Origin of the sequence: Enterococcus innesii (genome assembly GCF_022846515.1) — a bacterium.
Classification (GTDB): Bacteria; Bacillota; Bacilli; order Lactobacillales; family Enterococcaceae; genus Enterococcus_D; species Enterococcus_D innesii.
In genome coordinates, this window is the sequence record NZ_AP025635.1 from 2,509,698 (window position 1) to 2,530,564 (window position 20,867).

A 20,867-nucleotide genomic window follows, 5' to 3' on the forward strand; every position below is an offset into this window, starting at 1 on the left:
AGTTGTTCCTTTAAAAAACAAGAGATAGGAAAATACCAAGAACAATTGTGGTTAAGATTTCTAGAGCTCTTTCCAGAAACAAATTGTTGCTTTTTAAAAATATTGTTTTCTTTTTATAAGGGAACCAAAATGACTGGTTTGCGTAGTCTGGCGGGTACACGAGATCTAAAATACCACTGATTAACAGTAATGGAATTGCTTCGAAAATATTGTCATGGACGGCTAAATAAATATAGTATGTTAACAAAGAAATTTGAGCGATCCGTAGATATCTTAGGCTGGTAACTGTATGGTTCATCAAATCATCCTTTCGTAAATGATTATCGCATATTGAATGATTTAGTCAAATTAAAATTATAAAATATTTATTTATTTTAATATTGAAAAATATTTTTTTGATTTACTAAACAATTTATAAATATCCTAAACAGAGGATATTTGATGAATTATCAAAGGGGATTTTCAGCTATTTATTTTAGAACGTCTTAGAGAGGATTCGTTTGAAAAGAGTTTCAGGATAATAAGTTAGTCTATTAAATCATTAGCAAAGTATGCACGTTGGGCGAAATTAGTAGATTAATCAATAGCGATTTTTTTAGATAATGGTTATTTTGCTAAAACAAAAAATTACCAATTTTGTCTTTAATGCTTTAAGAGCAAAATATGCAATGATATACTAAAATAAATAACCTTAATGGAATAGACACTAAACGGAGACTCTAAAATATGACCAACCAACTAATCATAGAAGATCATCATTTCAAGAAAGGTGAGCTATCTAGCATAACGACGGCTTATATCGATCAGTACCCAGTCGTTTACATACTCTACAACCGAAATGAAAAGAAAAGACCTGTTGCGTACATTGGTCAAACGGTTCAAGTGAACAAACGATTGAAGCAGCACTTGAATAACTCTAAGCGCAGAGAAATTAAAGAAGTCCTGCTGATTGGTCATGAAAAATTCAATCAATCAGCGACCTACAATATCGAAACCAATTTGATCAATCACTTCATTGGGGATGAGCAGTTTCAGTTGCAAAATGTCAGTCAAACAAGACAGGTGCAGATGCATCAGTATTATGAAAAAGAGTATTATGATGAAGTGGTCTTCCAAGAGTTATGGGAAGAATTGCAAAGGCGTCAGTTGGCGAAGCACTCAATCGATACGATTCGCAACAAAGATGTGTATAAATTATCCCCTTTTAAAGAACTGACGCCAGAACAGTTAGATATAAAACTTGAAATCATTGAGTACTGTAAACAAGCGATTCAGCAGGATGAAACACAAAAAGTCTTGATGATTGAAGGAGAAGCTGGAACGGGAAAGAGCGTCTTATTAGCATCTCTCTATAACACTCTTCAAGACTATACAAAATCAGAGTCTGTATTAAAAGGCACTGATAATTATTTGCTGGTCAACCATTCAGAGATGTTAAAAACCTATCATACAATGGCAGAAAGTTTGCCAAATTTAAAAAAGAATCATATGTTAAAGCCAACTTCCTTTATTAATAAAACAGATAATCAGAAGTTGCACCCAGACATCGTTATTGTGGATGAGGCCCATTTGCTTTTAACGAAGAAAGACAGCTATAACAGTTTTCACTATGAAAACCAACTAGAAGAAATTATCAAGCGAGCAAAAATCACGATTTGTATCTTTGATCCGAAGCAAGTATTGAAAATCAAAAGTTATTGGGATCAGGACAAATTGGATCAGTTTCAGAAAAGGTACAATGCTTCTCGCTTTCAGCTAAAAGATCAATTAAGAATGAAAAGTAGTCCACAAATTATTCAATGGATCGATGATATCGTAGAAAAACGTGTAACACCGATTCCAGAATCAACAGCATCTTTTGAGCTTCAGATTATGGAAACCCATGATGCGTTGAAGAATAAAATCTTTTCTCTCGATAAAAAGGAAGGTCTGTCACGGATCATCTCAACATTCGATTATGTTCATAAAAAAGACGGAGCTTCTTATCTTGTAGATCCTGGTGGGATCAACCTGCCATGGAATACGACCGACACGAAGCGAACATGGGCGGAGCGACCAGATACAATCAGTGAAGTCGGATCAATCTACACCGTCCAAGGGTTTGATTTAAACAATGTAGGAGTCGTCATTGGCCCTTCCGTTGATTACGATCCAGAGACCGACCAGCTTGTCATCGATATCGATAAATATGAGGACAAAGGGGCGTTTACGGGACGTGACGATATGAACCAAGAATTGACGAAGAAAGCCAAAGAAACGATCATCCTTAATTCATTGAATGTATTAATGAAACGAGCAATCAAAGGGCTTTACATCTATGCAATCAATCCCAATCTCCGCCAAAAACTCATAGCCCTACAAAACGAAAGGAGCCAGTCCAACCATGCAAAACCAACCCTCTTCAATGGAACGGATCAATAAATTCCGAGATGATCGCAATTGGCGACAATTCCATAATGAAAAAGATCTAGCTATTTCTATCTCCATCGAAGCCGCCGAATTGTTGGAGATTTTTCAATGGAAAACACCTGAAGAAGCCACTCAAGATTTCGAACATCTAAAAGAAGAAATTGCCGATGTTCTGATTTATTCCTATATGCTGGCAGACAATTTGGGTCTTGATATTGATGAGATCATCAAAGAAAAGCTGGAAAAAAACAACATGAAGTATCCGGTGAAAGAAAGTAAAGATTCGAAAAAGAAGTATAATGAATTGTAACAAAAAGAAGCAAGGACGCTGCAGGTTCTTGCTTCTTTTTTTGATGGAATAGGAGCAGCAACGGCTTTCTGAATTCATCTGCGATTGGTTACGAACGTCAAAAATCTGTCATAATTGAGAAAGTTGAAGATAACTTCAAATTGGTTACAATTTTTCGGAAATTTGAAGTTAACTTCAAATAAGCGCAATTTTTGATAAAAAATGAAGTTAGACCTAGTATCTGCTAGAGCAAAAACAAGATTATCCTATCCGAAAATGAAGACAAGATCATCGGTAAAAAATCGGCAACAATGAAGGTCGTTTTCTATCAAAAATATTTCTCCCCAAAAACCTAAAAAACCTATTGCCCCCCAAGCCCACTTACTGTATAGTAAACAAGAATATTTCATGAAAATAACCAAAAATAACTAATTAAAAAGACTTTGTTATTGAAAAATGCGATTAAACGCTGCCGGAAACAGAATGTAAGAAGGAGAAAACAATGACGTATCTAACAAACAATTTTGTGAATTGCATGATCACTTTAGGGTTTATCTTCATCCATCTATTTTCAAATGTTATCTCATCCAGAAAACTAAACGTGCAATACATGAGCTCCTTTGCCGCTGGGGTAGGAATCTCCTATGCAATCGTTCATCTATTGCCCCATTTGGCGTATTTTCAAACGGTGTTGATCGATGAATTTGGCTGGGATTCGGGGATTTTTTATAGTCATGGGGTCTATGGCATCGTTTTGTTTGGCTTAGTCTTCAGTTACGTGATCTACAAAATCGATGAGCGGACGTTTATGGTGTTAGAAAAGAAAGACATCACCAGTGCCAAAAACGCCTTTTTTTGGTCGGATATCGCTTTTCATGTGATTTACAATATTATGATCGGCTATATCGTGATTGCCAATACGCTATCAGAGCGTTTTTACATTTTGACCTACTTTATCGCTTTTGGTTTGCACTTTCTCATGAACGATTGGTTGCTCTATCACCATCATGGTGCCCTTTATAACAAATATGGTCGCTTTGTGCTTTCCTTCAGTATTTTCGCGGGAGCGGCGTTCTCCCTCTTTGTCTCATTGCCCTACTATTTGGTAGTCATCATTGAAGCCTTGATCACCGGCGCTTTGCTGGTGAATATCATCAAATTTGAGTTACCCAATGAAGGAGAAGGCAGTATTCGTGGGCTATTGGTAGGCACGATCTGCTCTGGAATTTTTTTGTATTTGTCTAACGCGAAAAGGAGGACTGAATCATGGATGATTCGGTCCTCCTTTTTTGATAAATACGCAAAAAAATCAAGATTTTCTGCTTAAATCCAACGAATTACAACAGTTTTTATATTTTATGACCATTATTTGCAATTTTATTGTCACGTTCGCTTGCTTTTCTGAAAAACATTCTATAGAATGTAAGCGAATAGAAACCAAAAAAATAGGCACCTCGTAATTCTGTTGGCGCAGACTTACGAGGCCCTGATCAGTCACTCACTATAGACAGTTGACCAATCAAGTTGCCATAGTTGATCGCCAAAGGCATCAACGTGTTTATTGTACCCGATTTCCTTGTCGATTTCTAGTAGATTCAGGCAGGTTTTTGGGCAAAAACCGTGGGATGCTGGACGCTTATTTTGCTATGCCAAAGGCATTGGACAATCTTGTCCAATGCTTTTTTTTGTCGTTTGAAACGGTTCATGCGCAGGATCGTTTGCGGCAAATAAAAGGTATGAAGATCAGTTGAGAACAGTTGCATGGAAAATAGGCAGTCATAGTTGAGAAATCCAATGCCTTGCGTTCTTACTGTGTTCATAGCAATAGCGTTTTGGCGATCAGCACTTCAATCCTAGGTTCTTGAAGGTGGCAAGCCTTGGTTTCTATTCACACTTCGAAAAGATACCTGAACGCACTCTTTCAGCGATCTTTTAAGGTTAAGGAGGAAGCTTATGAAGGATTCGTTAAAGAAATTTATGGAAGAAAAAATGCTGCCATGGGGAATGAAAATTGGCGGTGAAAAGCATCTAGTTGCTATCCGTGATGGACTTGTCACCACGATGCCTTTGATTATTATCGGTTCCATTTTTGTTATTTTATCCAACGTTCCATGGGAAGGCTTTAACCTATTTGTTACTAGTATTTTTGGCGGGGAATGGCGCAGCAAATTAGACTTTGTCGTACAAGTGACCTTTGGTGTGATGGCGCTGTTCAATTCCTTTGCTATTGCGTATAGTTTAGCAACCACTTACCGCGTCAGCGGTTTATCTGCCGGTGTATTGGCAGCTTCGGTTTTTCTTTTAGTCACTCCGATTGAAGATGGCGGCATTCAAATGTCTTATCTTGGTAGCCGCGGGCTGATCGTAGCAATCATCACCAGCCTGATCACGGCGGAGATCTTCCGACTATTCGTACAAAAGAATATCGTGATTCGCATGCCAGAAAACGTTCCCCCGGCGGTCAGTCGCTCCTTTATTGCATTGATCCCCTCATTTTTTTGCCTCTCGCTTTTCTGGGTGATTCGTTTATTAGTGGAATCATTCGGCAACACGAATGTTCATGATCTGCTGTACAGTCTTGTGGGACAACCATTGTCGATCATTGGAGGAGGCTTTATAGGCGGTCTGTTTGCCATTATGTTTACGTCATTGTTTTGGTCAGTGGGCATCCACGGTTGGGACTTGGTCTTGAGCGTCCTGCAGCCGACATGGATTCAAATGATCGATGAAAATCGAATCGCTTTTCAAAACGGCGAAACGATTCCGCATATCATCAATTATACCTTTATGAATACCTTTGTCTGGATTGGCGGGAGTGGCGTGATTTTGGGCTTGGCGATCTTGCTCTTAGTCAGAAGTAAAAGCAAGTATTTAAAAGAGTTGAGGAAACTCGGATTTCCATCAACGGTTTTTAATGTCAATGAACCCATCATGTTTGGGTTGCCCGTTGTCATGAATCCATTGATTTTGTTCCCATATATTCTGACACCGGTCGTTTGCTATATTATTTCTTATACGACAGTTGCCATGGGGATCGTCCGACCTGCCGTCGTTTTGGTGCCCTGGTCGATGCCGCCAATCATCGGCGGTTATCTAGCCACAGGCGGACATATTTCGGGGGCAATCTTACAACTGGTGAATCTGACGGTTTCTATCGCCATCTATTATCCATTCTTCAAAATGCTGGATAATCGGACATTAGCCAGTGAACTCGGTTCAGAAAGTGGGGCGTAAAATGAAGACAAAACGATTATTGAATTGCACGGCAGCTGATTTTAAATCATTTGATAAAGACCAGCTATTGGAAAGTATCCGAGGAAGTGCGGGACGGACGATCGTAGCAGAAAATGATGTCCAAATCGATCCGATGTCTAGAGGAATCACCAATGCTGAATTCGTTGCTGCATTTGGGGCGGATTTGATTTTGCTGAACCTATTTGATTGCGAAAACGGCGCTATCAAAGGATTACCGACAACGGATGACCCCATTCGCTTTTTGCAATGCTTGACGGGGCGGCCTGTTGGGGTCAATCTTGAGCCTGTCGACGATTGTGCGGAGCAGATGGAACAGTTGACAACTATCGCTACAGGGCGTTTGGCAACAAAGAAAAACATGGCTCGTGCAGAAGCACTTGGATTTGATTTTATCTGTCTGACAGGAAATCCTTCCACTGGCGTTTCAAATAAAGAGATCACAGCGGCAATCAAACAAGCAAGAGCCGTTTTCTCTGGGATCATTATTGCTGGAAAAATGCACGGAGCTGGTGTCAATGAACCCGTGTTAGATGAAGAAATTGCCTCTGCGTTCATTCAAGCTGGGGCCGATGTTATTCTTGTACCCATTGCGGGCACGATTCCTGGTCTGAGTGAACAACACATGAGTGATCTAGTGGCCTTTATCCACCAAAAAGGGAAGTTGGTCATGGGCACCATTGGCACTACACAGGAAGGTGCAGATACAGGCACGATCCGTGCCTTGGCATTGACTAGCAAACGTGCCGGCTGCGACCTTCACCATATCGGAGATGCTGGTTTTTCTGGAACCGCTGATCCCGAGAACATCTTGCAACTATCGATCACCATCAGAGGTAAGCGCCATACCTATCACCGAATGGCCGTCTCAGTGAACCGATAGGTGGAACAAATCGGCATATGCCTATGAAAGGCAAGAATTGTTAGAAGAATTTTTCGTTGAATATTGAATAATGAAGCAAGACCGAAACAGAGAGTGAACTCTTTGTTTCGGTTTTTTATAGTGAGTAGCATTGAAGTGTGGTTAAAGTGTTTTTATAATAAATCTATCGGAGGTGCATATGTTTAAGATAGGTGAATTTTCAAAGCTCTCTCAAGTGAGTATCAGAATGTTACGTTACTATGATGAGATGGGCCTATTAAAGCCCGATAGGATTGATACGTTTACTGGTTATCGACTGTATTCGGCTGCTCAATTGCCTGAACTCAATAAAATACTCTATTTGCGTGATAGCGGCTTTAGTGTAGCAGAAATTGCGGTGTTACTGAAAAACCAAGAGCAGGACTTCCTTGCAGAACAATTAGAAAGAAAACGAGATGAGATTAAGTCGACTATTGAGGCGGAAAAACAAAAACTAATCAAACTAGAAGTGGCTAAATTAGAATTGACGAAGAAACGAACAGAGCGCCATTATCAGGTTACAATGAAAGCAGTCCCGAGTTATCATGTGCTCTCCCTTCGCAAAGTCATACCAAATTATTTTTCTGAAGAGGAACTGTGGAGAGAACTAGCCACTTTTATGGAAAATCAGAAAATAAAGAATTTCGGACAATCATTTTCGATTTATCACGACCAAGAGTTTAAAGAAAAAAATGTCGATGTTGAATTGTGTGTGCAAGTGAAAGCAGGCCTGCAAGTAGATTCCAAAGTATTTTCCATCTACGAAACGGAGGCAGTGCCAATTATGGCGTGCACGATGGTGTACGGTGCATTCTCCAACATAGCCAACGTCTATTTGTCCTTGGCTGAGTGGCTACAAGAACATCCTTATTACCAAATGGACGGACCAGACAGGCAAATCGTGCATCGCGGTCCTTGGAATGAGCAGGAAGAACGTAATTATTTGACTGAAATACAAATACCGCTCATAAAACGTTGAGTAGCAGATTTTTTCTATTTTTTCTTGACTCTCACACTGTGTCAGGCACTATTCTGAGAGCACCAAGAGGAAATGGAGGAAAGAAAATGACAGAATATAAACTACAACCGATTGGGATCATTCAAAACAATGAGGAAGGATGCTTGCTCAAGCTTAAGAAAGAATATATTCCAGCTTTAGCAGGGATTGAAGGATTTAGTCACCTTCAATTAGTATGGTGGTTCAGTGATTTTGCGGATGCAAAGTATCGAATGATTTTGGATGCTGAGCAACCCTATAAACATGCGCCTGAAAAAATGGGGATATTTGCTACGAGATCACCCATTCGACCAAATCCAATTGCATTAAGTGTTGTTCAAGTATTATCAGTCGATGTTGAGAAAGGAATTCTTTCTATTCCTTATATTGATGCAAACGACCAAACGCCACTAATAGATATCAAACCGTACACACCAAGTTTGGATCGAGTAGAAGTGCCCAGAGTTCCTTCCTGGTGCCATCATTGGCCGAACAGTTTAGAAGAATCTGCTGATTTTAATTGGGAAAATGAATTTAATTTTTAGAGGATGAAAAAATAGAGGAATCAATCGGAAGATTGTTGGCGCAACAATGAAAATTTAAGCAATGTCGATGTTCGATTCAAGTAAAGAAAAAACGCGGTTTGTTTTTAAGGGACATCATCCGCTATAATTGAGGTAAACATTAGGAAGAGCGAAAGGAGTACACCACATGCTAACAGGCAACAAAGTCACTTTAACCCCTGCGGAAATCAAAGATAAAGAAGCGGTCTATCAATGGTGTTTTCACTCTGAAACCACAAAATATCATTCCGGACCACCTTCTTATCCTAATGCACCGATCGCCACCGAAACAGAGTTTTTTGAGGACTATCAAGAGTATTATTTTACTGGTGCTCAACCGCAAAATGGCAGAGGCTTTTTGATTCTACATGCTGGTGAACCGATTGGCTTTATTAGTTACTCCTCGTTTCATCTAAAAGACGGCATAGCAGAACTGGATATCTGGTTGAATCGGGAAGCTCATTGCGGCAAAGGATTTGGTACCGATGCGATCGTCACCCTCGGTGATCATTTACATGAAACATTCGGCATTCAAAAATTGATGATGCGGCCGTCGAGAAAAAATATCCCTGCAGTCAGATCTTACGAAAAGGCTGGTTTTACGCAATCTACCCAAGACCTTGCTGACTATTTGTTGGAAGAGTATCTTGCTTTATATGCCGAAGGGGATTATGGGGCAGAAGAAACGGTGACATTGATCAAAACGTTTCCGTCAACTGTATTGAGCTGATCTGGCTGATCTGGCCGATCTCTAACATTCGGCTTCAAACGATTAAAGGTTATTTCATAAAAACAGTCCATTTCACTTTGCAAGCAAGGGAAAATGGACTGTTTTTTACCTTTTAGCAATTTAAGGTCATTCAAAATACTCCTTCTTCGCTCTATCTTCTAACTTCGTTCGCACGCTAAATTCCTTCCTATGCAATAGTTATCGAAAAATCGCATAAGCCCTCTATCCTTGCTATTCCAACATTGAGAACAAAACATAAAATAAACATAGTTTTTTTGCAAAATTCCGAGAAACAGCGAGAATGTTTGTGCTATAATGGTCGCTCACTGTAAAAATTCAATAGAATCTGGGAGGGTATAGCATGCAGGAATACATTACGATCCACAACGCCAGGCAGAACAATTTGAAGGGCTTTGACTTGAAGATTCCCAAAAGAAAAATCACGATTTTCACGGGTGTTTCTGGTTCAGGCAAGTCATCGATCGTCTTTGACACGATCGCACAAGAAGCAGGTCGACAGCTGAATGAGAACTTTTCGAAATTTGTTCGCAACTTTTTGCCAAAATACAGCCAGCCCGATGCCGATGCCATCGACAATCTTTCGATGGCAGTAGTGGTCGATCAAAGCCGTTTAGGCGGTAATTCCCGCTCCACATTAGGGACGATCACAGATATCAATCCCTTGATTCGCTTGCTTTTTTCTCGTCTTGGTCAACCGTATTTAGGTCCTGCATGGAATTTCTCCTTCAATGACCCTCATGGGATGTGTCCCACTTGCGAAGGGATTGGGCGCATCGTCGGCTTAGATTTAGAAAAAGCACTGGATCTTGAAAAGTCCTTAAACGAAGGGGCGATCTTGCTTCCTGGCTACAAAGTCGGCTCTTGGCTGCTGAAGTCTTTCACCAATACGGGCTTTTTTGACAATGACAAGCCGTTGAAAGAATATAGCGAAGAAGAAATGAACCGCTTTTTGTATGCCCAAGGAGAAAAAATCGATTCCTTGTATATGGAAGGCATGAGTTCCACCTATGAAGGCTTAGTCGCTCGTTTTAATCGCTCCAATATCAAGGGCGGCAATGAAAGCTCCGCTGCTACCCAGAAGAAAATCGCTTCTTTCATGAATGAGCAGAAGTGTCCGGACTGTCAGGGAAAACGCTTCAACCCACAAGTACTCGCGTGCAAAATCGCGGGCTATTCGATTGCGGACGTTTTGGCGATGCAAGTGGATGAACTATTGACGGTTCTTCAAGAAATCTCGGAGGAGAGTGTTCAACCGCTACTTCAAAACATCCAAGCGAGAATCACTGATTTAATCAATATCGGATTGGATTATGTTTCCTTAGACCGTGAAACAACGACGCTTTCTGGTGGGGAAAGTCAGCGGGTAAAAATGGTCAAACACTTGTCTTCTAGCTTGAACGATGTGATCTACATTTTTGATGAACCGAGTATTGGGCTGCATCCAAGGGATGTTCATCGATTGAATGAATTGTTAGTCAAACTACGGGACAAAGGGAACACCGTCATCGTAGTGGAGCATGATCCAGATGTCATTAAAGCAGCCGACCATATTATCGATGTCGGACCTAAAGCTGGAAAAAATGGCGGCTATATTACTTACGAAGGAACCTTTGAAGGATTGCTGCGCTCAGATACACTGACTGGCAAAGCATTTGGACAGATGGTGGACTTTAAAGAAGCACCTCGCCAGAGTCATCAGTTTATCGAAACGAAAAAATCGACGCTGCATAACTTGAAAAATACAGCACTGCGGGTGCCATTAGGAGTATTTACAGTGGTGACCGGTGTCGCTGGCTCTGGAAAGAGCAGTTTAGTGAATGGGGTTTTTGCCAAAGAATACCCCGAAGCCATTACGATCGATCAATCAGCGGTGGCGGGAAATATCCGCTCCAATCCAGCGACCTATTCTGGGATCATGAATGACATTCGGAAGTTATTTTCCCAAGAAAACAAGGTCTCAGCAGGTCTTTTTTCCTACAATTCCGAAGGCGCCTGTGAAACGTGCAAAGGCCATGGGTCCATCAAGATGGAACTGTCCTTTATGGATTCCGTCGAGGTTTTGTGTCAGGCCTGCGGCGGCAAACGGTTTAAAGAAGAAGTCTACCAGTATCGCTTGAAAGGCAAGTCGATCGATGAAGTCCTTGCCATGAGCATCACAGAAGCGGTGGAATTCTTTGAGGAAAAAGCGATTCAAAGAAAACTAAAACAGATTTTGGCTGTGGGACTAGGATACATGACCCTCGGACAGCCATTAAATACCTTGTCTGGCGGTGAATGCCAACGACTGAAGTTAGCAAAAGAATTAAGCAAAAAAGGCAATATCTACATTATGGATGAACCAACGACCGGATTGCACATGGCAGACATCAAGAGCATTTTGGCGATCATCGAACGACTAGTGGAAAAAGGCAACACGGTGATCGTGATCGAACACAACCTTGAGGTCATGAAAGCAGCGGATTGGCTGATCGATGTCGGTGTTGATGGTGGAATTCGTGGTGGTGAAATCTTGTACGAAGGAACCCCAGACCAACTGATCAATTGTCAATCGTCGATTACTGCGCAGTATCTGTTTGAAAAATAAAACCTATCAACCACACTTGACTCTTAGAGAGGCAGGTGTGGTTTTTTTGATGGGATTAAAAAACTGTTGGTCTCTGAGCGAGTAACTGTGGTCAAAGCCCACCGACCATTTTATTGCAGAGGACGGTACATAGCCATAATATAGAGTGCTGCTTTCATGCCAGAAGTCATCAATTTTGGATTTGAAAATAACTTACAATTTATATCATTTTCCGTACATAATTTTAAGAAAAATGATTAAAATATGCATAAATGTTTCGCTTTTTCTCTTGTTTGTGTAATAGTAAAGAAAAGAAAACACTAAACAAGGAGAAAAAATATGCGAGATTTACAGATGGCTTTTATTAGTAATCGAACGACAAGCCGCTTATTTCGAATTTTGAGTACGATAGAGCGTGACCGTATTTTCACTATTGGTGATTTAGCAGAGCGAAACCAAGTGACTCAGCGTACGATTGCCAGTGACATTAAATATATCAAAGAATATTTTGCTGAGAGTATTTCCTTGCTTTCGGGAAATAGCGGCTTTATTTTCGAAGAAAAACAAGCCGAAATTTACAAGAAACGAAAACAGAACCTACTAAAAAATGAATGCTTATTTGAGATCATTGGCGATATTTTCCATGGGAAGCTGGCCAAAGTTGATGAATTGGCCCATCACTATCATTTCTCAGAAAGTACGTTTCGCCGTTTGCTTAACCAGCGTAACCCCATATTAAAAAGTTATGGTTTGCAATGGACATCCAATCCTTTAACAATTGAAGGAAGCGAAGCAAATCTGCGGAAGTTTTTCAAAGATTTTTATTATGAAGGTGCTGAAACGATCTATACGATGATTCCAGATCCTGAGTTACACGAGTTGATCCTTGAGAAATTGCAAGGACAAACAGGCGATTATGATTTAGGTTCGGGGGTAACGCCTGCGGCTTTTAACTATACGTTTTACATCGCCATCAAGCGTGCCAGTCTTGGTTGTTCGATCGATCTTCCAGAAGAGTTAGCGGAACTTGCCTATAAGTGTAGTGGTTTTTCTGCGTTTTGTACCTTAAAAGAAGACATTGAAAGTATTTACGATTTGCATTTGTCAAAAGAAGAATTTGCTTGGATCTATCTAGTAACGCTTTGTAAGCGAACATTCAATCAAGAGGAACAAGAACAGAAATTTTATCAGCATTTTAATCGGGGATCAGAAATTGCAGAAATGACAGAACTCTTTTTGAGGGGACGAGACGTACCACAAGAAAAGCAAGCGACTATCCAAACCTTCTTACGGTCCTTTTTCCTATCAAGAAAGCTCAACCATCAAATCACCCCTGTCTTGAACAAAGAAATGAGTGATATCAAAGAAGCAATCATGCGCTCGAATTGCGAGCTTTACCAGAAAAATTTGCATTTTCTTGAAGAACATCGCAACAAGCTCGCTCTAAACACAAGTTATCTTGAGGATGTATGTGTGAGTCTCACGCTATATAGTGAATTGATTTTCGATTTTTACGCTTCCAAAAAAACAGTCTATTTTCTTTTAGAAGGAGATCATTTTGTTTGTCAGCATATCCAAATACGCGCGCTCCGTCAATTTGGAAACCGGCATTCTTTGACCTTTATTCCACTACAATACTTGACCAAAGAAGCCTTGAATGAGACCCATATCGATATGGTTGTCACAAATTATCCACGTTACCTCTCTGACTATCATATCGAAACAGAGTACTTCTTACTAAAACCACTTCCAGATGAGCAAGATTGGGACTATTTGGAAAGAAAATTAAGCTCAGCCCAATCACCTCTTTTTTAGTACAAAGCTTGTGATAGGAAGCTTTAGAAAGGACAACGATTGTTATTTTCATCTATTTCAGGCGTTGATGAAAATAATGATTTTCTTTTGTTTTGAGACCACGGTATCCTAAGTGTTAGTAAGGCACACGTGTGAAACACTTACAGCTATTCTGTCTCATAAACCTTCGTTTTTGAGAATCGACAAAAAAAGACATTTGAATTTATCAAATGTCTTTAAAAAGTTGTTAAGTTAGGGTTTTGTCAAATAACAACTACATAAGAAAGTTATCCTCTTAAAAACGAAGATTTATGGGACGATTCTATGGGAAAAGGGGGCGAGTAGCCTAGGCATAAGGACTTCATATTACTGAATAATACTTGAAGAAAGGAGGACATGATGAAATTAATTACGTTGTTTTCTGCTTTACTACTAATAAGTACTTCTGGAATCAACACGATAGTGACATTCCAACAAGTAGTTGAGGCAGATACTGTTTCGCTTACAGAAGCGAGCGCGTCATCTGACCTTGAGTCAACGAGTAGCTCGGATGAGTTAGCTGACTTTCCGGCAATAACGGAGCAAAGCAGTGAAGAACCCCCGGCGCCCTCTGACTCTCCCGAAGATTCGTCCCCAGCTAGTCAAGAAGACCAAGAGCTAGTAGAAGAATCATTGCCAGAAGAAAGCACGAACGAGGCAGATTTGGCAAACGAGGTTGATGATGAGGCAGATGTGGAAGAACCACAAGTCGAAGCCTTGGACACAGAAGCAGAAATCCTGGCACTTTCAGTTGAAGGTGAGGAGCAACTTCGGGCGATTTTATTAGGAGAATCCTATACGGATAGTCAAGACACTTTATATGACTATGGACAAATCGCTAATGACCAAGCCATCCTTCTGACTCTTTCTGGCACTTTCACTTTGACTGCACCAATCAGCGAGATTCAGCGGACAAATGTTACGTTTACTGGGCAACAAGCAGTCATTTCTCAAGCAACAGCGAATGATTTGATGCAATTTGCCAATCCAGTGCAACTAACTTGGCAAGGTCTTCAGCTGCAAGGGATCACTTCGGCCCAAGGTTTGGCTCAAACAACTGGGCAATCCACGATCGTTTTTGAAAATACTCAACTAGAGCTAACAACGTCTACTGGACGATTGGTGAATAATGATCAAGCGCACCTGCATTTCAAAGGCAGCAATCGGCTAACGACCGCAGCCGCATCGATTCCGACACTATTTACTGCAAACCGCTTGACCGTCGAAGGGGAATTTACGATCGATCATCGTTCCACAAATACCACTCCGATTTTTGAACTAAATCAAGGAGTGATTGCGGAACAAGCAGTATTTTCCGTCACACGGTCGGCAAATACCAATACTGGGACCGTCTTTCATTTGACTGGAGCAGCAGCCACACTTGTATTTGGGCAAGAAAGTGTGACGACGATCCGTCAGTCTGGGGCAGTGGTTTCTGTACCAAATGCCAACCAAGATAGCCGCTTGACGGTCGCTGCGGGAGCGACACTTGACGTTGGAACTGGTCAAGGATTATCAGGCAATACGACGAGTACCCTTGGGGAAGTGGTGATCCAAGCAGGAAGTCAAGTGCAGTTTTCTGAATTTGGAACAGTTAGCGCCACACCAGCGATCAATGCCGGACGCCGATTGATCGTCGAAAATAGTTCTGCTGAACGGCCAACGGTGATTACTGGGACACGCACAGGAACGACAACTGGTGCCTTTATCCATTTGCGCAGTGCAGAAGCAGAGGTCCACATCGGTGCCTTTACTCAGATGACTGTCAATCAGACCGGTCCAGTCCTGACCGCTTCTTTAGCGGATGTCGTTGTGGGGGAAAATGCTCGGATAGATGCAACCACCGGTAATGGTTTTACTGCCGATACGATGATCAAAACGTTTCGCATGGAGGACCGTAGCCATATTGAGCTAGAAGAGCGTGCGAATAATAATTCAAATGTGCGCCGTTTTTCTGTTCGTGATTCCTTCGTTACGGGTGATGATGTTATTTTGAATTCTAAGCGCCAAGTTACTATCACTAATGCGGCATTCTTGCAATTGCAAGCGGCAAATGCTCGCTTTGTTTCTGGCAATAACAATCATATGACGATTACGCAACGAGGAGCGATTTTTCATGGGGTCGCTACTACAAGTGAACTGCATTTCGGTGAGGAAAATGTCATCAATCTGACATCCGGTCAAGGTTTGACCGGAAACAACGGTTCCACTCGAAGAATGATCGTAGGGAAAGAAACAAAGCTCTTTTTATCTGAACACGGAACCAATGACAACCAAAACTTTATTCGTTTGCGTGATGAGCTAAAACTAGAGGCTGGTGCAGAATTGCATATCAATCGAACATCTACTCGAACGGCAGAAGCGATTCGTCTGACCCGTGCTAGCTCTCAATTTACGATGGAAGAAGGCAGTAAGCTATTCGTCGAAGTACGGGGGATCGCCTTTTATGGAACCACGACAACGAATGTTTATGTAGGCGATAGAGCGGAGATTCACTCAAAAGCCAGTTACGGCTTCACCGGACGGCGTACGATTCGTTCGTTTGTCACAGGTAGCAAAGCAAAAATCTATCATACGGAAGCAACCAGTGGGAACTTGACTGTTTCAGAAACCTTATCTGATTCACCATTTCGAGTAAGTCATATTTTTACTTTAGGTGAAGAAGCAGAACTTACCGTTGTCCGTGAGCGCAACCGAAATGATGCTGGGGCGATTCGGGTCAATAATACGAACGGCGTTGTCACCCTGGGTAAAGGGGCGAAAATGTCGATAGAGCAAATAGGACCTGCTTTTTACGCCCCGCGAGGAGCTAGCTTTGTCATGGAAGAAGGTGCTTCTTTTTATGCCAATACTTCCAATGGCTTTAACTCAAGCACACGGCGTTTCAGTGAAATGACGATTGGTAAAAATGCTAATTTTCATGTGACAGATGCTGGTAGAACGAGGAATCGTTCAACCAGTCGACCGATGATCGACATTGCCAATACTATAACGGTGGATGAAGAAGCGGTGTTTCTAGTCGAAACCGAAGTAAACCGTAGTGAGATGATTTATTTTAGAAACGCCCGTGCGAGCTTAAATCTTCAAGGGGTTCAACGATTTGAGTTGATCCATCCTACGACACGTGCAGGAAATAGTCGAACGACATTACAGCAATTGATTCGTTCGAATAATAATACCGCGGCGAATGGATTATCGATCAATTTTGAAAATCAAAAAGTTTCCCTTTGGACAGGAACTGGTGAGCAACCCAATGAAGAATTTATCAATGTTTCAGGTAGATTGCGGATCAATCGAAACAATGGGGTCAACCCGTCATGGGGAACATTCAACGCAAATGCGCGTTCTCGTTATATCAGTGTGGAAAATGCGGATGGATCTATCTCCTCATTAAATGATGTGGATTTTGTTGCCGCAATCAGTGCCAATAACTATCGTCGTATCGCTTTTTCTGAACCAGAAGGGTTGGTGGCACGAATTGATGCCTTGAGTGATCAGTCCACTGAGATCACTGGTTCAATGTATGAAGATACAGATGTCACAGTCGTGACATACACCAATACGGCGGGTGAGGTCGTTGAGTTGACCAAGGATTCTGAACGTATCGAATGGGAAGGATACCGTGATGAAAGTGAACTCTATCGGTATTTCCGCATCCAACTGAGAGAAAATGAACGCTTGGAAACGGAGACAGAAGTTTCAGTCTTCTTATCAAAACCTTCTGTTGAGACACTAATTGATACCACAGCCCGTCGCACAGTCATCAAAGGGGTGGATTTTGAAGCCTACAATATCACATTGGATCGCTTCAAAGTCAATGAACTAGCTAATGAAGCAGCACTCCATGCTTTGATTCTGGAAGAAAGCCGAGCACAAGCCGAAAATGTCTTGACTCATGCCGATATGACGACTGATTTTCGTGTCATTGATACGGATGTCACCTTGGATGTTGACGAAGATGGCAGCTATTATGCGGTGCTTGAAGTGGGGAATAAAGCCTATCAACAGGTGATCGGTATTGACGTGACTTCCAAACTTGAGCATATGCGGGTGACGATCCCGACGAAAATGGTTTTCGAATCTTTATACAATGCGGCGGAGTCTAATCGTAATTTTGAGAGTCAAACTTATGAGATCCGTAATCACTCTTCCTTGGCAGTAGCTACCTACATCAATCAAGTAGCTATTGATGATAGTGCCGGTATCGTGCTCTTAGAAGCTGGCGAAGATCCGCTTGATTATGCGGAAAGTGAAAGCGAAGAGGAAGACCCTATCCTGACCTATGACGACATCTCGGTACCGTTGTTACGTTTGAATCTAAAAACGGAAGAAACGGAAATCCAGCTCTATGAAGCAATGGAAGAACAACCCCTGATGCGTTTAGAAGAAAGGAGCCGGGCACCGATTTCATTGACTGGTGATTTTTACGGTGATTATCCTCGGTGGGTCGTAGATGCAGAAGAGGACCAAGGGGGCTATTACGAAGATTCATTGGTACCAAACTATCGCATCATCTTGCGATTCGTACCCAGAGATTAAGCAACATGATCGTACCTAACACTAAGGAGGTGAATCCATTGGAGCAAACGAATCAAACCGAAAAAAAGGAACAACGTAAATGGGTCTTGTGGTTGTTGCTACTGGCAGTACTTGCTGGTGGGATCGGGTACTATTTCTATCCATCAAAAGAAGCCGTTCCTTTGATCAGTGCTGACCTGTTGCCTGAAGCCGGTGATGCCACCGACCAGCGATTGGCTGAGCGGGCGCAGGAAATCGCAGATGCCAATTATTTTACCCTGCAAATCAATCCAACCGCTCTTTTTGAAGACGGCCACAGTGCCGGCTCGATCGAGATCGTCAACCCTGGAACGAACGTTTATCCAATTGCCGTGGATATCTCTTTACTGTCTAGCGGAGAAGTGATCTACTCTTCCGGTGCGATCTATCCAAACCAATTTGTGGAAAATGTCAATTTGACCACACCATTGGCTAAAGGCGAATATCCTGCCAAAGCCACGATCAACATCTACGACCCTGAGACCAAAGAAAAGCAAGGGGTCACTGAAGCAGAATTAACGATTATCGTTAAAAATTAAAAAAGAAAAGTGAGGAAATAAGAATGAAAAAATTAGTAGCAGCTATTTTGAGTACCGCAACGATCGCAGGAGTAGTAGCAAGTGGTGTAACAGCCTTTGCGACACAAGACATTGATGGACGTTATGGCAACACTTCAGGAGAAATCCAAGTAAACGGGATCATCGGGGAATTTGATAACACCACCCCTGGACCAGATCCAGTTGATCCAAACGAATGGATCAATGTGACGATTCCGACGACAGCATTGTTTTATACTACTGAAGCATCTAGCCATACGGAGATTGTTTCACCTAACTATAAAGTAATCAATAACTCAGCTGTTGGCGTGATCGTTTCAGTTTCCGATGTTGATACGCCATTGAATATGGGCGAGGTTGATTTGTTAAACGTAAATAACATCGAGTTGTTTGCTAATGGTGAAGCAACCGTTGTGGATACTGAGTTATTCACTTTAACGGGTAATACAGGTGCCAATGCTGAAGGCGATTTTGGCTTCAATGGAGAAGCAACTCCAGTGGATTCAAGTAAAGAATCCAATCCGAGCTTCAACTTAGTCTTAAGCTTTGCGCCTGATTTGGCTGATGAGGAATAAATAACATCCCAATAAAGAAGGGATCAATCGCATGAAAAAACGAAGCAAATTGTTTTTTGTAGTTATCGGATGCTTAGCTATCATTGGTTGGGGATTTCCGGTTATTGCGTCAGCTGATCCGACAGTAGGACAAATCACGGTAAATGGGCGGATTGGAGAAGCTACCAGTGAATTGAAAGAGAAACCGAAGTGCGACAATGATTATAAGATAACGATCGTGGCAGATGCTTCTCAAATTGGACAAGGGAAATTACCGCAAACTGGCACTTCAAATCAACAGTTCTTGCTATCTTTGGGGTATCTACTCTTAGCATTGGTGCTGTTCATTCTGATCAGAAGAAAAAGATCCTTCAGCAAACGATTTGTTCCGTAAAGCATCAACTACAAAGTCGAACGTTAAAAAGAGAAACTGTGCGCAATCCCACAGTTTCTCTTTTTTCTTAGTTTCTATGAAAGCACGAAAAGCAAAGGACAAGCTTGCTGCTGCCTATTCTACTGTTCAACGAGCAATGAATCGAGGAATACCATCTGCTGTGACTGTACCGGAAAACAGAAGTAAGAAATTTTTTGCAATAATGAAGCAGGTGAAAAATTTGTCGACGATGAATAGTATACAGCAAGCCATAAGGATGCATTCGTCACAAAGGTTGGTTTACTTGATCGTTTGAACGTAAGAAAAATATTTTTTAGCCTGCCTACTAAAAGGGTTGAATAGGGTGTTTGATGAAAACTAGCCAACATTGATAATGGTTGTGAAAGCAACAAGCACCTTAGTAACAAAGAGGATACCTACGATAAAAGAAATGACTGTAAAGGAGCGGAGCATAGAATGACTGTTTTTACATCAAAAAAAGAATATATAGAAAAATTCCAAGAAAAGTTAGCAGGGTCACTCAGAGCAAATGGTGCATTAGCACATTATGTTGCCAAACAATTGGATCAGCTCAATTGTTTGGTTCAAGACATCTCGCAAGACACGTTTTGGGAAAGAATTCCTGTCATTTTAGGCATTGATGCAAAACTTGTCTTGATCACTGATTTGATGAGATTTGATGATTTTACAGATGAAGAGATCATCCGAATTGTTGAACAGGATTATCATTACTACTTCAAAGAGCTTTGCGGGTATACTCTTGGGATGGAAGCGAAGCACTCGCTGATATTCAATATTAAGTAAGCCACTCACAGCTAAATTTTCCCATAGTAAAGCAATGAGAAGAGACTTTGCTCATTTGTTTTTGATTCCTATCGGCACGCAGGTTGGAGGAGTGATATATTTTGGGGAAGCCATCAACAGTCAAGCATAAAAAATGAATTTTTTGGCTAAAGAAATGGACTGTTACTGTGTACGATGCAATTGGAAGATGGAAGTGCAAAAAGACCTGAAATAGAGAGAAACACTACCAAAAAGCCGACTTTGTGGTAATGTTTCTCTCTATTTCGCTTCCTCGTTACTGCGCTAGTCATGCTGGGAATAGTCTTTTCTTTTGTTCCTAAGTTCTTTCGTGTAAAATGCCTGATTGAAGAAGTGACCTACACGGTTTTTGTAAATAAGGGCAAAAAATGATCGCAACCAGCAAAAATTCTGCAAATAAAATTATTTGTGTTATATTTGAAAGG

General features: G+C 41.3%; 15 protein-coding genes. All 15 read left to right on the forward strand.

The features are described from left to right. The first annotated feature begins 726 nt into the window (after positions 1 to 726). The 15 genes from ENLAB_RS11775 (at position 727) to ENLAB_RS11845 (ending at position 20,424) form a co-directional block, all read left to right on the forward strand. A complete protein-coding gene (locus ENLAB_RS11775) occupies positions 727 to 2,421 on the forward strand; it encodes a DUF2075 domain-containing protein (RefSeq protein ID WP_016609664.1) in 1,695 nt (564 codons plus the stop codon). After that, a complete protein-coding gene (locus ENLAB_RS11780; protein ID WP_061053736.1) occupies positions 2,384 to 2,719 on the forward strand; it encodes a nucleotide pyrophosphohydrolase in 336 nt (111 codons plus the stop codon). The genes ENLAB_RS11775 and ENLAB_RS11780 overlap by 38 nt, the downstream gene beginning before the upstream one ends. 481 nt (positions 2,720 to 3,200) lie before the next feature. Then, positions 3,201 to 4,025: a hypothetical protein gene (locus ENLAB_RS11785; RefSeq protein WP_244351206.1), complete on the forward strand. Its 825-nt coding sequence runs from the start codon at positions 3,201 to 3,203 to the stop codon at positions 4,023 to 4,025. 626 nt (positions 4,026 to 4,651) lie between these two features. After that, a complete protein-coding gene (gene celB / locus ENLAB_RS11790; RefSeq protein ID WP_244351207.1) occupies positions 4,652 to 5,932 on the forward strand; it encodes a PTS cellobiose transporter subunit IIC in 1,281 nt (426 codons plus the stop codon). Position 5,933: 1 nt separating this feature from the next. Continuing rightward, positions 5,934 to 6,833 carry a DUF7916 family protein gene (locus tag ENLAB_RS11795; RefSeq protein WP_244351208.1) on the forward strand — a complete coding sequence of 300 codons (900 nt, stop codon included), beginning with the start codon at positions 5,934 to 5,936 and terminating at the stop codon, positions 6,831 to 6,833. 178 nt (positions 6,834 to 7,011) lie between these two features. Next, positions 7,012 to 7,830, forward strand: a complete 819-nt coding sequence (locus tag ENLAB_RS11800) for a MerR family transcriptional regulator (protein ID WP_081118988.1) — start codon at positions 7,012 to 7,014, stop codon at positions 7,828 to 7,830. A gap of 86 nt (positions 7,831 to 7,916) precedes the next feature. Further along, a complete protein-coding gene (locus tag ENLAB_RS11805) occupies positions 7,917 to 8,393 on the forward strand; it encodes an SAM-dependent methyltransferase (RefSeq protein ID WP_081118989.1) in 477 nt (158 codons plus the stop codon). A gap of 166 nt (positions 8,394 to 8,559) precedes the next feature. After that, complete coding sequence (locus tag ENLAB_RS11810) at positions 8,560 to 9,141, forward strand: GNAT family N-acetyltransferase (protein ID WP_081118990.1); 582 nt, start codon at positions 8,560 to 8,562, stop codon at positions 9,139 to 9,141. Positions 9,142 to 9,502: 361 nt separating this feature from the next. Next, the gene (locus ENLAB_RS11815; RefSeq protein ID WP_244351209.1) at positions 9,503 to 11,746 is read left to right on the forward strand and encodes an ATP-binding cassette domain-containing protein; all 2,244 of its coding nucleotides are present in this window, start codon (positions 9,503 to 9,505) and stop codon (positions 11,744 to 11,746) included. A 318-nt stretch (positions 11,747 to 12,064) separates the two neighbouring features. Continuing rightward, positions 12,065 to 13,540 (forward strand): AcpB/EbpR/MafR family transcriptional regulator, encoded by a 1,476-nt coding sequence (locus ENLAB_RS11820; RefSeq protein WP_244351212.1) that lies wholly within the window; start codon positions 12,065 to 12,067, stop codon positions 13,538 to 13,540. 378 nt (positions 13,541 to 13,918) lie between these two features. Continuing rightward, a complete protein-coding gene (locus ENLAB_RS11825) occupies positions 13,919 to 18,097 on the forward strand; it encodes a hypothetical protein (RefSeq protein ID WP_244351214.1) in 4,179 nt (1,392 codons plus the stop codon). A 38-nt stretch (positions 18,098 to 18,135) separates the two neighbouring features. Further along, entirely contained in the window at positions 18,136 to 18,654 is a 519-nt protein-coding gene (locus ENLAB_RS11830; RefSeq protein WP_077453676.1) for a hypothetical protein, read from the forward strand. A 23-nt stretch (positions 18,655 to 18,677) separates the two neighbouring features. Beyond that, positions 18,678 to 19,247, forward strand: coding sequence for a hypothetical protein (locus ENLAB_RS11835; protein ID WP_244351216.1), 570 nt, complete (start codon positions 18,678 to 18,680; stop codon positions 19,245 to 19,247). A gap of 31 nt (positions 19,248 to 19,278) precedes the next feature. Further along, the gene (locus ENLAB_RS11840; protein ID WP_244351218.1) at positions 19,279 to 19,620 is read left to right on the forward strand and encodes an EF2685/EF0750 family sortase-dependent surface protein; all 342 of its coding nucleotides are present in this window, start codon (positions 19,279 to 19,281) and stop codon (positions 19,618 to 19,620) included. A 456-nt stretch (positions 19,621 to 20,076) separates the two neighbouring features. Then, the gene (locus tag ENLAB_RS11845) at positions 20,077 to 20,424 is read left to right on the forward strand and encodes a DUF7006 family protein (RefSeq protein WP_077453673.1); all 348 of its coding nucleotides are present in this window, start codon (positions 20,077 to 20,079) and stop codon (positions 20,422 to 20,424) included. The last annotated feature ends 443 nt before the right edge of the window (positions 20,425 to 20,867 follow it).